The organism is Minwuia sp., from assembly GCF_048263705.1.
Taxonomy (GTDB): Bacteria; Pseudomonadota; Alphaproteobacteria; order Minwuiales; family Minwuiaceae; genus Minwuia.
This window is the reverse complement of sequence record NZ_JBLXDV010000003.1, coordinates 410,684-422,934: the sequence shown is the minus strand read 5'-3', so window position 1 is coordinate 422,934 and position 12,251 is coordinate 410,684. Positions and strand designations below refer to the sequence as shown.

Sequence of the window (12,251 nt, the reverse complement as noted above, 5' to 3'; positions counted from 1 at the left end):
CATGCCCAAGCACAGTGAAAAACGTGTTCTGCCGCATCAGCCCGAGCAGGTTTACCGGCTGGTGGCTGATATCGGATCCTATCCGGAATTCCTGCCCTGGTGCGTCGGTGCGCGCATTCTGTCGAACTCTGAACGGCAGGTGACCGCTGATCTGCTGATCGGCTTCAAGATGTTCCGCGAGAGGTTCCGTTCGCGTGTTGACCTCAATCCGGAAGACCTGAGGATCGATGTGACCTACGTCGAGGGTCCCATGAAATATCTGGAGAACCACTGGATCTTCCTGCCGCACCCTGACGGATGCGAAGTGGATTTCAGTGTGGACTTCGAATTCCGCTCGATCCTGTTGCGGAAGGCAGTGCAGCCGCTGTTCCACGAGGCCGTGCGCCGGATGGTTGCCGCATTCGAAAAACGTGCCGACTCGCTCTATGGCACCGCCCCATCGGAAAACTGAGTGCCCGTACGGCGGATGGGTAACGGGCTGGCCGCATGACCGCAAAGAAAAGGGCGACTGCCGATTGGCAGTCGCCCTGGTACATTGACAGGCGTTCCGAGACGTCAGGTCAGTGCCTTGTTGCCTTTTGGCCCGAAGAGAAGCCAAAGCAGCAGTCCCAGAAGCGGAAGTAACAGTATCACCAGAACCCAGATCACCTTTGCACCTGTTGAGGCGCCACTTTGCAGCGTTTTGACAATGGCGTAGATGTCGAGGATCAGGATGATGAGGCCGAACAGGCCGCCAACTTCGATACCCATGAAGATCTCCTGTGGTTTTTTGCTCTTGTTGTTGTTCTTGTTATTGCTTTGCAAGCAGATCGTTACGGGTATCGGGCGACGGCCTGGTCGCCTACTTTACTCCCGACAAACCGGTCATATGGAGCATTTCTGACGATGCCCTCTCGCCCGATTCCGCAAACTTGACGTTCTGGTTTGATGTCGACGTTGCATCCAGCGTCGATGCCATGGCGGCGCAGACCATGATGGTCACTACGGCGATGAGTTTTCCTGCTGAACGGTCGCTGATCATTGTTTTTCCCCTTCGTGTGAAGCTGTTGTCCGGCTTCTGTCAGTCTTCGGCGTTTTCCTTGGGCTTGCCCTGAACGCTGTCACTCACCGCGTCCACGGTCTGCTTCGTATCCTGACCGATCCCGCGGATGGTGTCGTCGCAGGCGCTCAGCACGACGCCGAACGTCAGGATGGTGGTTACTGCGATGATGGTCTCACGAATGTTCATTCTGCTCGCTCCTTACGGACAGGTCCTTAACCATCTGATGTCCGCGTCGGGCCGCCTTGCGTGCGGCGAAAGCCCTTGCATCCGTCTTGAGCGCGGATTTGACATCGGGATCCCGTTCCTGGCCCTCGGAACGGCCGGCATCGTCGATGATGTCGTCGGTCGTTATGATCGAGAGAAGTACGGGCATGGATGGATCCTTTTCTTCGTTCATGGCGTGATTGCCATGACCCCAATTTATCCAGCCAATACACTTTCACAAGAACTTTCGTATCATCCGAATTGGTAACTGACACAACAGATGTGATTGTGGTCTGTTACATCATCAGAAGCGGTTCATGTACTTCATGATGCTGGGTATTCGATAGTATTTACATGGGTGATGGAAGAAGAGTGGGCGCATCAAGAGGGTTAACATAGGTCTATTGATGAAAGAGAGGGATTGGAGTAACTTACTCCAAGTTGACGAATGTGATTGGGAAAAATGATGTTTTTCAACGGGTTGGCTTTGGATTTTGAATGCGGCTGGCGGCAGGTATTCCGGCGGTCGCGCAAACCGGAACCGGGAAAGTGGTTTTCGAACGATGCCCTGTCCCGCAAAAAACGAAGGTCTCGATCAGAAACGGTGCTGTACAGTTACTGTCCCGTGCACTGGCGAGGAGCCAGCGATCCGCAGGGGTCGCGTGTAGCGTGAAGGAGAAACACTCATGAGCAGTTCTCCTGCTCCCAAACGAACGGAAAAACTTCAGCTGATGCTGGATGATCTGGAGATGGCGGCCATCGACGACTGGCGTTTTACCAACAGAATGCCGTCGCGCGCAGCCGCCATTCGCGAGCTTATCCGGCTTGGCCTGGAGACCAAGCCTCAGCTGGATGAGCCTGTCATGGACAAGTCCTCGACTGAATTCCGGATCGTCGATCCGGATTGAGTCCCCGGCTTTCTCGTCTTGCCAGACCATCGGCAGGCAAGAGACAGGCGCACACAGATCGTCCATGGCGCTGGCCGGACGCCGGTCGGTGAGGCGGAAGGCGGCGAGGGACTGATATGACCGATGAGAAGGCACCCAAACGAACTGAAAAACTTCAGTTGATGCTCGACGATATCGAGATCGAGGCGATTGACGACTGGCGTTTCAAAAATCGTCTGCCGTCCCGCGCCGCCGCGATCAGGGAACTGATACGCATGGGATTGAGTTGCGACATGTCCGGAGAAACAATCGATCGGGAAAAATCCTCGACCGACTTCCGGGTGGCGGAACAGGACGGGGACGAATAGCCGGTCTGTGAGACGCTACGGCTCGTTCAGCCTCTTGCGACACTGTCCCGCAAGCCGTTTTCCAGCATCCGAAAAGCCTGTCTGATCGTTTCCCGGCGGATGTGGGACCGCCCGCGATCCGCGAACTGATGCCGTTGCTGGATGGTCGCCCGTCCGCGCGTGGCGCAGGCCAGGTGAACCAGCCCGACGGGCTTCGCGATGCTCCCGCCGCTCGGTCCTGCCACACCCGTCACGGCGATGACCCGATCTGCCCTGGCATTCTGCAGCCCGCCTTCCGCCATCGCGATGGCGACCTCGGCCGATACGGCACCGTGGCGTTCGATCATGGTCATGGGCACGCCGACCAGTTCGTTCTTGGCTTCGTTCGAATAGGTGACGAAGCCCCGGTCGACGACGTCAGACGATCCGGCAACTTCCGTCAGAAGCCCGGCAATCAGGCCGCCGGTGCAGCTTTCGACGGTGGCCACCATCATGCCGGCGCGCCTCAGCCGGGCCAGCAGGCGCTCGGCCTCACGTGTGAGAGCGCGGTCGAACATCAGAGCGAATTCCATATCAGCTGAAAGGCGAGCAGACAGAGTGCGGCGAAGATGCCGGCGATGATGTCATCGACCATCGTGCCAAGCGCGCCCTTGATCCGCCTGTCGGCCCAGCCGACGGGGCCCGCTTTCCAGACATCGAAGAAGCGAAACAGCAGGAAACCGGCCAGCAGCCACGGCCAGCCCGTATCGGGTATGGCCAGATAGGCGACCCACAGGCCCGCCACTTCGTCGATGACCACCTCCGACGGGTCGTTCTGGTTGTCGGTCCGGTTCATGTGCCGCGCCGCCGCCCACCAGCCGATCAGGAACGCCAGTACCGCACCGGCGGCCAGTGCGGGTTGTCCGGCGTATTCCAGTATCGCCCAGCCGGTCGGAACCCCGGCCAGCGTGCCCCATGTGCCCGGTGCAGGGCGGATGAAGCCGGTCCAGCAGAATGTCGCGATGAAGGTGGCCACCCGGTTGATCATGCTGCGGCTCCCGGCAGGGCTATGGTGACAAGGGCCTGTGCGGCAATGCCTTCGCGCCGGCCGGTGAATCCCAGCTTCTCGGTCGTGGTTGCCTTGATGCTCACCCGGTTGTCGGGAATGCCGACGATCTCCGCCACGCGGACGCGCATGGCCTGTCGATGCGGTTTGATCCGGGGAGCCTCGCAAATCAGGGTCGCGTCAATATTGCAGATGCGTCCGCCCCTGTCCGTCACCCGCCGCGCGGCAAATGCCAGAAACCGGTCGGATTCGGCACCTTTCCACTGCGGGTCATCGGGCGGAAAGTGATCGCCGATGTCGCCGTCGGCCAGTGCCCCCAGAACGGCGTCAGTGATGGCGTGCAGCCCCACGTCCGCATCCGAATGTCCCGCCAGCCCCAGCGCATGCGGGACAGCGATGCCGCACAGGATCAGCGGGCGGTCGGGCGCAAACCGATGCACATCGAAGCCGCTGCCGGTACGGTAGTCTTCCAGGATCGCCGCCGCATCATCGGCCGCGCCCGCCACCATCTGCCGGGCGCGCGCCAGGTCCCGCGCCGTCGTGATCTTGAAGTTGTCCTCGCGGCCGGAAACCGTGACGCTGGCCATGCCATGGCGGTCCGCGACGGCGCTGTCGTCGGTCAGCGCCAGTCCGGCTGCGGCGCGATGCGCCTCAAGAATTCTTGCGAAATGAAATCCCTGCGGTGTCTGCGCGCGCGCAACCGTGTCCCGATCGACCTCGCCCGTGACACGTCCGTCCGCGACCTGCTTCAGGCTGTCGATCACGGGCAGGACGGGAAGTACGGCGTCCGCACGGGTCAGCATGTCCAGCAGTTCGTCGATCAGCGCCTCGTCAACGAAAGGGCGTGCCGCATCGTGGATCAGCACATGTGTCACGTCGTGACCAGCCAGGGCCTCAAGCCCGTTCAACACCGAATCCTGACGCGATGCGCCGCCCGCGACGGGCTCCGGCAGTCCCAGGTCGCCGACCGCGGATTCGTAAAGCGATGCATCGCCGGGTGAGATGACGATCTGGACGCGATCGATTCGGGGGTGGTTCAGGAAGGCTTTCGTCGTCCGCCGCAGCACTGTGCCCTCGCCCAGAGGCAGGTACTGCTTCGGCAGCGTGGCCCCCAGCCGCGCCCCTCGACCGGCGGCAACGATGATAACTGCATTTCTCATGGGCCGAAGCTATAGCACAGCCATTCCGCGGCATCACAAATCAGAAGGCGACCTTGCTTTTGTGCGGCCATTTACCCATAACTGTCTGTGAATTAGTCATTCGCGAAGACTGGTCAAAATATGAGCATTTCTATCGGAAACCTGAACGTCGAGGGCCGGGTTCTGCTGGCCCCGATGTCGGGTATCACCGACCCGCCGTTTCGCCGTGCGGTCAAGCGGTTCGGTGTCGGACTGGCCTTTTCCGAGATGGTGGCCGGTCGTCATGTGCTCTCGGGTCAGGATCGTGCCGCCCGTATGCTGGAGCCGGACGGAATCGGTGTCCGTGCCGTTCAGATCGCGGGGTGCGATCCCGATATCATGGCGGACGCCGCCCGCTTCAATCAGGATCGCGGCGCGCAGATCATCGACATCAACATGGGGTGTCCGGCAAAGCAGGTGACCGGCGGTTACGCGGGTTCCGCCCTGATGCGCGATCTGACAAAGGCGCGCGCCATCATTGATGCGGTGGTCGGGGCAGTCGATCTGCCGGTCACCCTGAAGATGCGGCTGGGCTGGGACGAGCGGTCCTTCAACGCCCCTGATCTGGCCAGGATCGCCGAGCGCTCCGGCATACGTATGGTGACCGTGCACGGTCGGACGCGCTGCCAGTTCTACAAGGGCAGGGCGGACTGGCGGCAGATCCGTCAGGTCAAGGAAGCTGTCAGCATCCCGGTGATCGCGAACGGCGATATCCTGACGGTCGACGACGCGCGCCGCTGCCTTGAGCAGTCGGGGGCCGACGGTGTCATGATCGGACGCGGGGCGCAGGGCCGGCCCTGGGTGCCGAGCCTGATCCAGGCCGGGCTGCGCGGCACCGCGTACCCGTTGCCGGACCTGCCGGCCATCGGTCGCATCGCGATGGCGCATTACATCGATCTGATCTCCATGGGTGACCGTGCGCATATGGTCCGCATCGCCCGCAAGCATCTCGGCTGGTACGGCGAGCACCTGGAGGATCCCGTCGCGTTTCGCAAAGCCGTGATGACGGAAACGGACCCGGAGCGGGTACTGGCGTCGCTCGCCGATCATTTCGGCGCAGACCGGTCGTCGGTGGCGGCATGAATGCAACCCCGACGTATCAAGCCGTCTTCGACGCCATCGCCGACCCGATTCTGGTCGCCGACAAGGATGGACATATCCTGCGTGCCAATCCGGCTGCAGAGGAGTTCTTCGGCATCGGGCAGTCCATGCTGCTGCGCCAGAAGATCGAGGACATCGTGCCGTTCGGCAGTCCTCTGCTGACACTGTTCGGTCAGGCTGCCGAAGGTCTCGGTGCGATCTCCGAATACGGCGTGCTGCTGGGTACGCCCAAATCCGAGGTCAAGACCGTGAACATCCAGCTCTCTCCGATCGTCGAGCAGCAGGGGGCGGTCGTCGTGCAGATCGAAGAGCGCACGATGGCATCGAAGATGGACCGTTCGCTGACCCACCGCGGTGCCGCGCGCGCTGTCACCGGCATGGCCGCCGTGCTGGCGCACGAGGTGAAGAACCCCTTGTCCGGCATTCGCGGCGCCGCACAGCTGCTGGAACCGGGCCTGGAGGAATCAGATCGCGAACTGACCAGCCTGATCGTCGACGAGGTTCAGCGGATCGTGGCACTCGTCGATCGGATGGAGGCGTTCTCGGACCCGCGTCCCTCCGACCGGGACGGGGTGAACATTCACCGCGTGCTGGAGCGTGTGAAGAAGATCGCCGAGAACGGTTTCGGAAAGCACGTCCGCTTTATCGAGAACTACGATCCCTCGCTGCCCATGGTGCACGGCAATCAGGACCAGCTTATCCAGGTCTTCCTGAATCTGGTGAAGAACGCCGCGGAAGCCGTGCCCGAGAAGAAGGGCGAGGTCTCGATCACGACCGCCTATCGCCACGGGGTGCGTCTCGCCGTGCCCGGCAGCTCCGAGCGGATCCAGCTGCCCCTGGAAGTCACCATTGCAGACAACGGGCCGGGCGTGCCCGAAGATCTGCGCGCGCATCTGTTCGACCCGTTCGTGACCACCAAACCCAGCGGTACCGGCCTCGGCCTCGCGCTGGTCGCGAAGATCATCAACGATCATGGCGGCATCATTGAATCCGACGCCTCGGACAAGGGTGCCACGTTCCGTATCTATCTGCCTGTCGCACGCAGCTGAAGGACACTAGAGACATGACCGCACGATCTGTTCTGATTGCCGACGATGACCGCAGTATCCGGACGGTGCTGGGACAGGCGCTCGGGCGGGCGGGCTTCGATGTCCGTACGACCGGCAATGCCGCGACTCTGTGGCGGTGGGTTTCCGATGGTGCCGGCGATGTCGTGATCACCGATGTGGTCATGCCCGACGAGGATGGTCTGGACCTGCTGCCCCGCATCAAGAAGCGCAGGCCCGAGCTGCCCGTGATCGTGATGAGCGCCCAGAACACCCTGTTGACTGCGGTGAAGGCAACCGAACGGGGGGCCTATGAATACCTGCCCAAGCCCTTCGACCTGAAGGAACTGCTGTCCATCGTCGATCGTGCGCTGAACCAGCCGGTCGCGAATGATGCGCGACCGGATACCGGCGATGACGAAGCCCTGCCGCTGATCGGCCGCTCGGCCTCGATGCAGGAAATCTATCGCGTGATGGCGCGTCTGATGACGACGGATCTGACGGTGATGATTACCGGCGAGTCCGGCACGGGCAAGGAACTGGTCGCGCGCGCGCTGCACGATTATGGAAAACGGCGCAGCGGACCTTTCGTCCCGGTCAACATGGCCGCCATTCCGCGCGAACTGATCGAAAGCGAACTGTTCGGGCATGAGAAGGGGGCCTTTACGGGCGCAGCGCAGCGCAGTGTCGGACGGTTCGAGCAGGCCGAGGGCGGCACCCTGTTCCTGGACGAGATCGGTGACATGCCGCTGGAGGCGCAGACGCGCCTGTTGCGCGTGCTGCAACAGGGCGAGTACACGACCGTCGGCGGGCGTCGCTCGATCCGCACCGACGTCCGGATCGTGGCGGCGACCAACCGGGATCTGCGTCAGCAGATCAGCCAGGGCATGTTCCGCGAGGACCTGTTCTATCGCCTGAACGTGGTGCCCATCCGGCTGCCTCCGCTGCGGGAACGCCGCGAGGATATTCCGGACCTGATCCGCCACTTCATGACCAAGGCGATCGAGGAGGGCCTGCCGCCGAAGACCATCGCGCCCTCGGCGATGGAGCGGCTGGTCGCCTATCGCTGGGCGGGCAACGTGCGTGAACTGGAAAACCTCGTGCGGCGTCTGTCCGCGCTTTACTCAGAGGAATCGATCTCGGTCGAGATCATCGAGCGGGAACTGGCCGAGCCCAGTCCGGTCCCGGCGGAGGAGGCCAATCCGGCGGGGGAGAGCCTGGGCGCGGCGGTGGAATATCACCTCTCGCGGTACTTCGAGGCGCATGGCGATGAACTGCCGCCCGCCGGACTCTACGACCGCGTCCTGAAGGAAATCGAGAAACCGCTGGTGTCATTGTCATTGGCTGCAACGCGCGGCAACCAGTTGCGTGCTGCGGATCTGCTGGGGCTGAACCGGAACACCTTGCGCAAGAAGATCCGGGAACTGGACATCCGGGTCATCCGCGGATCGTCGCTTTAACTACGGAACAGGTCTCTCAGCGGCCCCCGATGGCCGAGGTCGTCCGGAAAGACGGTGTCGTCCAGCGCTGAGCGTGAAAGCTGCATGTGATCGTGGAGCGTCGATCGGAAGACATGCCGAAGATCCACGGTCGGCCTCAGATCGCGACCGTCCAGCAGGTCGCGTTGGGACAGACCGGGCCAGTCGCTGATGATCCGGCCACCGTTGACCGCGCCGCCGAACAGAAAGGCTGCGCCGCCGGTCCCATGGTCGGTGCCCGCATTGCCGTTCAGCGCGACCGTCCGCCCGAATTCGGTGACCATCAGGACGGCTGTCTGCTGCCAGACCGGCTGCAACCGGCTGATCAGGGATTCCAGCCCCTCATTCAGGTCGGTCAGCTTGCGCGACAGATTGCCTTCGATGCGCACATGCGTGTCCCAGCCCGCATTGTCCAGCGCCATCAGGCGCGGCCCCGCCGGGTTGGCGAGCAGATCGCCAGCGCCTTTCAGCAGGGGCACGATCGAACGGCGGGTCTTCCGGACGTCGCCGGCGCTCCTGCCGAGATTCGCCGTCATGGTCTGCTGGTCGAGCGCCTGTTCGATGTGCGTGGCCAGCAGCGGGTCATTCGCCCAGAGCGCGGCGATGCGCTCCAGGGTGGAGTCCTCGGTGCCGGGCAGGGTGTTGGGCGACCATGAGCCCACGGGTGCCGGCCCGGTCAGAACCAGCGGCGCTCTTGGGCCGACGGCCATCCCGAGGCCTGTCTCCCCACCCATCGCGACAAGCGCGCGGTTGAGCCATCCATTTGCGCTGCCCCGTGGCGTACGATAGCCGGACTCGAGCACGTTCTGGGCGTCGAAATGGGAGCGATCCCGATAGGGCGTGCCGACGGCATGCAGGCCGATCAGCTGGCCTGCGTTCCAGATGCGTTGCAGCGCGGGCAGCGCGTGATGCAGCGCAAAATCACTCTGGCCGGCGAGGCTCAGCGGCCTGGCCGCCAGACTTTCGGGCCGGTGACTGGCGAACGCCGGGTCGCCCACAGGGGGCAGGGCGGACAGGCCATCCAGCCCGCCGCGCAGGATGATGAGCAGGAAGCGGCGGTCCTGCGTTCCTGCCAGCGCAGCGGATCGCGGCGCGAGGGTGAGGGCACCGGACGCGGTAACGGCGGCCAGGAGTGAACGTCTTGATAGCCGGGCCATCGTCATCTCCTCTGAAATGCGGGTGAGGCCAGCGCGACCGCGAGGCCTTGCTCGCGGCTTTCGGCACGTTCGATGGTGATCCGCGTGTCGGTGTCCATCAGGGGGCCGAATGCGCTGGCCGCGACGTGGCGGGGCTCGACACGGACGGGCGCGCGTTCGGCCCAGGCGCTGGCGAACTCGATCCGGCGCATGGCCTGTGCCGCGCCGAGCCAGCCGCTCGCCCGGTCGCTCCACCCCTTGGGAGAAGGTGCCGCCCATGGTGCCTGTCCGAGCAGGTCCAGTGCCCCGACGACCCACGGACGCGCTTTTCCGTGGCCAATGGCGCGCAGGCTGGAGATCAGGAGATCGTTCGGCGTCTTCAGTTTTGTGAGCGGTCGCCAGGCGCTGTCCAGCCCGGTCAATGCCGCATGAACGGCGCGCAGATCCCCGGCAGTGCGCGTCCAGACATCGACAATGGACCGGATGTCGGCCTCGGCGGGATCGTCAGCAGTGAAATGCCGAACCAGTTTGGTCGAGACATGCCGGATGGTCGAAGGATGGCCGGCGATATCGCGCAGGGCCTGCTCGGCCTGGGCGAACCCGTCTGCATGATAGCGCCGGCCGAGCAGCATTTGCGTCCCCGGTTCGTGGGCACGCGCGTAGAACCTGAACGTCCCGGGCCGCGGCGAATTGTTCGGTCGGGCGATGCTCCATCCCGTCAGCATTCTGGCGAGCGCGATGACATCATCCTGTACATAACCGCCGTTCACGCCCAGCGTATGCAGTTCGAGGATTTCCCGCGCGAGGTTCTCGTTCATGCCCCGCTCGCGACGTTCGCCGAGTTCCGAATTCGGGCCGATCGACAGGGCGTTGTCCAGATACAGGATCATGGCCGGATGCTTCACGACCGAGATCAGCAGATCCTCGAACCGGCCGCCCAGATTGCTGCGGATCGCCTCGCGTTCGTAGGCACCGGCGAGTCCCGCCAGAATCGGACGGCGGGCGGAAACCGTGAAGTGATTGGACCAGAAATGCACCAGCCGCTCGTGAAAGGGCGTCCGGCTGAGGACGGCGGCTTCCGTCCGCAGGGCCGCCTCCTCGATGTAGGTCTTGCGGAAATCCTTGCGAAACAGCCGGATGATCGCCCCGTCGCCGCCGCGCTGACGCTCGCGCATGAAGCGACCCATCATGGATGCGGCGGTCGGCTGCGTGTCGAACAGGCCCGACAGATTGTCAGGACTGTCCAGTTCGGCGAGCAGGCTGCCGCGCGGATCCGACTGGCGCCGGGCCAGTTCACCGGGGCGTGCACCCATTCCGAAGCGGATCGACGCGATCGCGGCCTGTTGGCTGTTCATCGGATGCCTCCAGAATCAGACATCACGATACTACATCACCGCACCTGCCCGCCGCGTTTCAGAAGGTTACCTATTGTAAGCGGGCAGCATACGAAGCCAGCCGCGGATCACGCGGCGTCAGAGCGATTGAACTCGGCCTTCTTGACCGAAGCCCGCACGACCGGGATATCATCGTCGGCCAGCTCGGGCATGCGCTTCTTGCGCGCCAGGGCCGCCTCGATGTAGGGGGCCAGGTCGGCATCCTTCTTCGCTTTCCGATCGGCTTCCTTCGCCTTGAACTCGGGCAGGACCTCGTCGGCGAACAGGTTCAGCGAATTGCAGATCTGTTCGTGCGTGTTCCGCCCGGCCTGCTGCAGGAAGATGATCTGGTCCACGCCCGCGTCTTCATAGTTGCGGATGTGGTCGCGGAAGTCGTCGGGCGTGCCGATACCCGGCGCGTGCATCAGATCGCGGCCCTTCATGGCTGCATCGATCATCTCATCGTCGCCGACCTTGCGCAGGGACTGGAATTCCTCCCAGATCTTCGTCCGGCCCGGCACGGTGTCCTCTGCCACCAGCTTGCGCATGGCGAAGCTGAAGAACTCGAAGCCTTCCTGGCCCTGCCGGATCGCCGTTGCACGGTCATGATCCAGCGAGAAGGCGCTGACCATGGCGATGTTGGCGTTCACGCTGTGCCCGATGGGCACGCACTCCTCGGACTTGATGATGTCATAGTAGATATCGGCCCAGGTCTTCGCTTCCTCGATATCCACGAACGAAAAGGCCAGAGCCCCGACGCCGTTCTTCGCCGCGACCTTGATCGTGTCGCGGTTGGTGCAGGCCATCCACATGGGCGGATGCGGCTTCTGAAGCGGCTTCGGCACCACATTCCGGCAGGGGAAGGACCAGTGCTCGCTCTCGAAACCGGGGTAGGGGGTCATGGTCATCATGTTGGCCACCTGCTCGGCAGCCTCCAGCGCCATCGCCCGCTTCTCCTTGGCTGGAATGCCGAACCCGTGCAGTTCCAGGCGGGTCGCGCCCTCTCCGATACCGAACTGGGCGCGGCCGCTGCTGACCAGATCCAGCGCGGCGATGCCCTCGGCGGTGCGGGCCGGATGATTGTAGTTCGGGATCACCTGACGGATGCCGTGGCCGACCTTGATGTTCTTCGTCCGACCTGCCGCAGCGGCCAGAAACACTTCCGGCGAACCGCAGTGGGAGTATTCCTCAAGGAAGTGGTGCTCGACTGCCCACGCGTAGTCGATGCCCAGCCGGTCGGCCAGTTCGACCTGCTCCAGGGCTTCCTGAAAAAGCTTGTGCTCGTCGCCTTCGTTCCAGGGTTTCGGCAGCTGCAGCTCGTAAAAAACACCGAATTCCATGACATCCTCCCCAGTCGCATGAAGTTAGCTACCGGACAGTAGCACTTTCCGCGCGGGTGCAGAAGGCTTGGCTT

The 12,251-nt window shown here is 63.0% G+C and carries 16 protein-coding genes; 6 read left to right on the top strand and 10 right to left on the bottom strand.

The annotated features are described in order from the left end of the window. The first annotated feature begins 1 nt into the window (after position 1). Positions 2 to 451, top strand: coding sequence for a type II toxin-antitoxin system RatA family toxin (locus ACN0X7_RS06875; protein WP_417515473.1), 450 nt, complete (start codon positions 2 to 4; stop codon positions 449 to 451). Between the two features lie 104 nt (positions 452 to 555). On the opposite strand, the gene ACN0X7_RS06870 is transcribed toward ACN0X7_RS06875, so the two are convergent. From ACN0X7_RS06870 to ACN0X7_RS06855, 4 genes are all read right to left on the bottom strand, one after another. Next, entirely contained in the window at positions 556 to 750 is a 195-nt protein-coding gene (locus tag ACN0X7_RS06870; protein ID WP_417515471.1) for a PLDc N-terminal domain-containing protein, read from the bottom strand. Positions 751 to 841: 91 nt separating this feature from the next. Then, entirely contained in the window at positions 842 to 1,021 is a 180-nt protein-coding gene (locus ACN0X7_RS06865) for a hypothetical protein (RefSeq protein WP_417515469.1), read from the bottom strand. A 39-nt stretch (positions 1,022 to 1,060) separates the two neighbouring features. After that, positions 1,061 to 1,228, bottom strand: coding sequence for a hypothetical protein (locus ACN0X7_RS06860; RefSeq protein ID WP_417515467.1), 168 nt, complete (start codon positions 1,226 to 1,228; stop codon positions 1,061 to 1,063). Beyond that, positions 1,215 to 1,439: a hypothetical protein gene (locus ACN0X7_RS06855; protein WP_417515465.1), complete on the bottom strand. Its 225-nt coding sequence runs from the start codon at positions 1,437 to 1,439 to the stop codon at positions 1,215 to 1,217. The genes ACN0X7_RS06860 and ACN0X7_RS06855 overlap by 14 nt, the downstream gene beginning before the upstream one ends. A gap of 493 nt (positions 1,440 to 1,932) precedes the next feature. Here ACN0X7_RS06855 and ACN0X7_RS06850 point away from each other — a divergent pair, with 493 nt between their 5' ends. Continuing rightward, complete coding sequence (locus tag ACN0X7_RS06850) at positions 1,933 to 2,154, top strand: hypothetical protein (protein ID WP_417515463.1); 222 nt, start codon at positions 1,933 to 1,935, stop codon at positions 2,152 to 2,154. 116 nt (positions 2,155 to 2,270) lie between these two features. Further along, the gene (locus ACN0X7_RS06845) at positions 2,271 to 2,501 is read left to right on the top strand and encodes a hypothetical protein (RefSeq protein ID WP_417515461.1); all 231 of its coding nucleotides are present in this window, start codon (positions 2,271 to 2,273) and stop codon (positions 2,499 to 2,501) included. Between the two features lie 26 nt (positions 2,502 to 2,527). On the opposite strand, the gene ACN0X7_RS06840 is transcribed toward ACN0X7_RS06845, so the two are convergent. From ACN0X7_RS06840 to ACN0X7_RS06830, 3 genes are read right to left on the bottom strand one after another with little or no spacing between them, the layout of a single operon-like run. Beyond that, positions 2,528 to 3,037 (bottom strand): CinA family protein, encoded by a 510-nt coding sequence (locus ACN0X7_RS06840; protein WP_417515459.1) that lies wholly within the window; start codon positions 3,035 to 3,037, stop codon positions 2,528 to 2,530. After that, the gene (locus ACN0X7_RS06835) at positions 3,037 to 3,507 is read right to left on the bottom strand and encodes a phosphatidylglycerophosphatase A (protein ID WP_417515457.1); all 471 of its coding nucleotides are present in this window, start codon (positions 3,505 to 3,507) and stop codon (positions 3,037 to 3,039) included. The genes ACN0X7_RS06840 and ACN0X7_RS06835 overlap by 1 nt, the downstream gene beginning before the upstream one ends. After that, positions 3,504 to 4,685, bottom strand: coding sequence for a bifunctional 2-C-methyl-D-erythritol 4-phosphate cytidylyltransferase/2-C-methyl-D-erythritol 2,4-cyclodiphosphate synthase (locus ACN0X7_RS06830; protein ID WP_417515455.1), 1,182 nt, complete (start codon positions 4,683 to 4,685; stop codon positions 3,504 to 3,506). Before ACN0X7_RS06830 ends, ACN0X7_RS06835 begins: the two co-directional genes overlap by 4 nt. 120 nt (positions 4,686 to 4,805) lie before the next feature. Here ACN0X7_RS06830 and dusB point away from each other — a divergent pair, with 120 nt between their 5' ends. The 3 genes from dusB to ntrC are packed head-to-tail and all read left to right on the top strand — an operon-like array spanning position 4,806 to position 8,310. Next, positions 4,806 to 5,786 carry a tRNA dihydrouridine synthase DusB gene (dusB, locus tag ACN0X7_RS06825; protein ID WP_417515453.1) on the top strand — a complete coding sequence of 327 codons (981 nt, stop codon included), beginning with the start codon at positions 4,806 to 4,808 and terminating at the stop codon, positions 5,784 to 5,786. Then, positions 5,783 to 6,853, top strand: a complete 1,071-nt coding sequence (locus tag ACN0X7_RS06820) for a two-component system sensor histidine kinase NtrB (protein ID WP_417515451.1) — start codon at positions 5,783 to 5,785, stop codon at positions 6,851 to 6,853. Before dusB ends, ACN0X7_RS06820 begins: the two co-directional genes overlap by 4 nt. A 14-nt stretch (positions 6,854 to 6,867) precedes the next feature. Next, positions 6,868 to 8,310, top strand: a complete 1,443-nt coding sequence (ntrC, locus tag ACN0X7_RS06815; RefSeq protein ID WP_417515449.1) for a nitrogen regulation protein NR(I) — start codon at positions 6,868 to 6,870, stop codon at positions 8,308 to 8,310. Here ntrC and ACN0X7_RS06810 read toward each other — a convergent pair. From ACN0X7_RS06810 to ACN0X7_RS06800, 3 genes are all read right to left on the bottom strand, one after another. Beyond that, on the bottom strand, positions 8,307 to 9,485 hold the full coding sequence (locus ACN0X7_RS06810) for a DUF1501 domain-containing protein (RefSeq protein WP_417515447.1): 1,179 nt from the start codon (positions 9,483 to 9,485) through the stop codon (positions 8,307 to 8,309). The two genes, ntrC and ACN0X7_RS06810, sit on opposite strands and share 4 nt — an antisense overlap. Positions 9,486 to 9,487: 2 nt before the next feature. After that, positions 9,488 to 10,819, bottom strand: a complete 1,332-nt coding sequence (locus tag ACN0X7_RS06805; RefSeq protein ID WP_417515445.1) for a DUF1800 domain-containing protein — start codon at positions 10,817 to 10,819, stop codon at positions 9,488 to 9,490. Positions 10,820 to 10,926: 107 nt separating this feature from the next. After that, on the bottom strand, positions 10,927 to 12,177 hold the full coding sequence (locus tag ACN0X7_RS06800) for an LLM class flavin-dependent oxidoreductase (RefSeq protein WP_417515443.1): 1,251 nt from the start codon (positions 12,175 to 12,177) through the stop codon (positions 10,927 to 10,929). Positions 12,178 to 12,251: the final 74 nt, after the last annotated feature.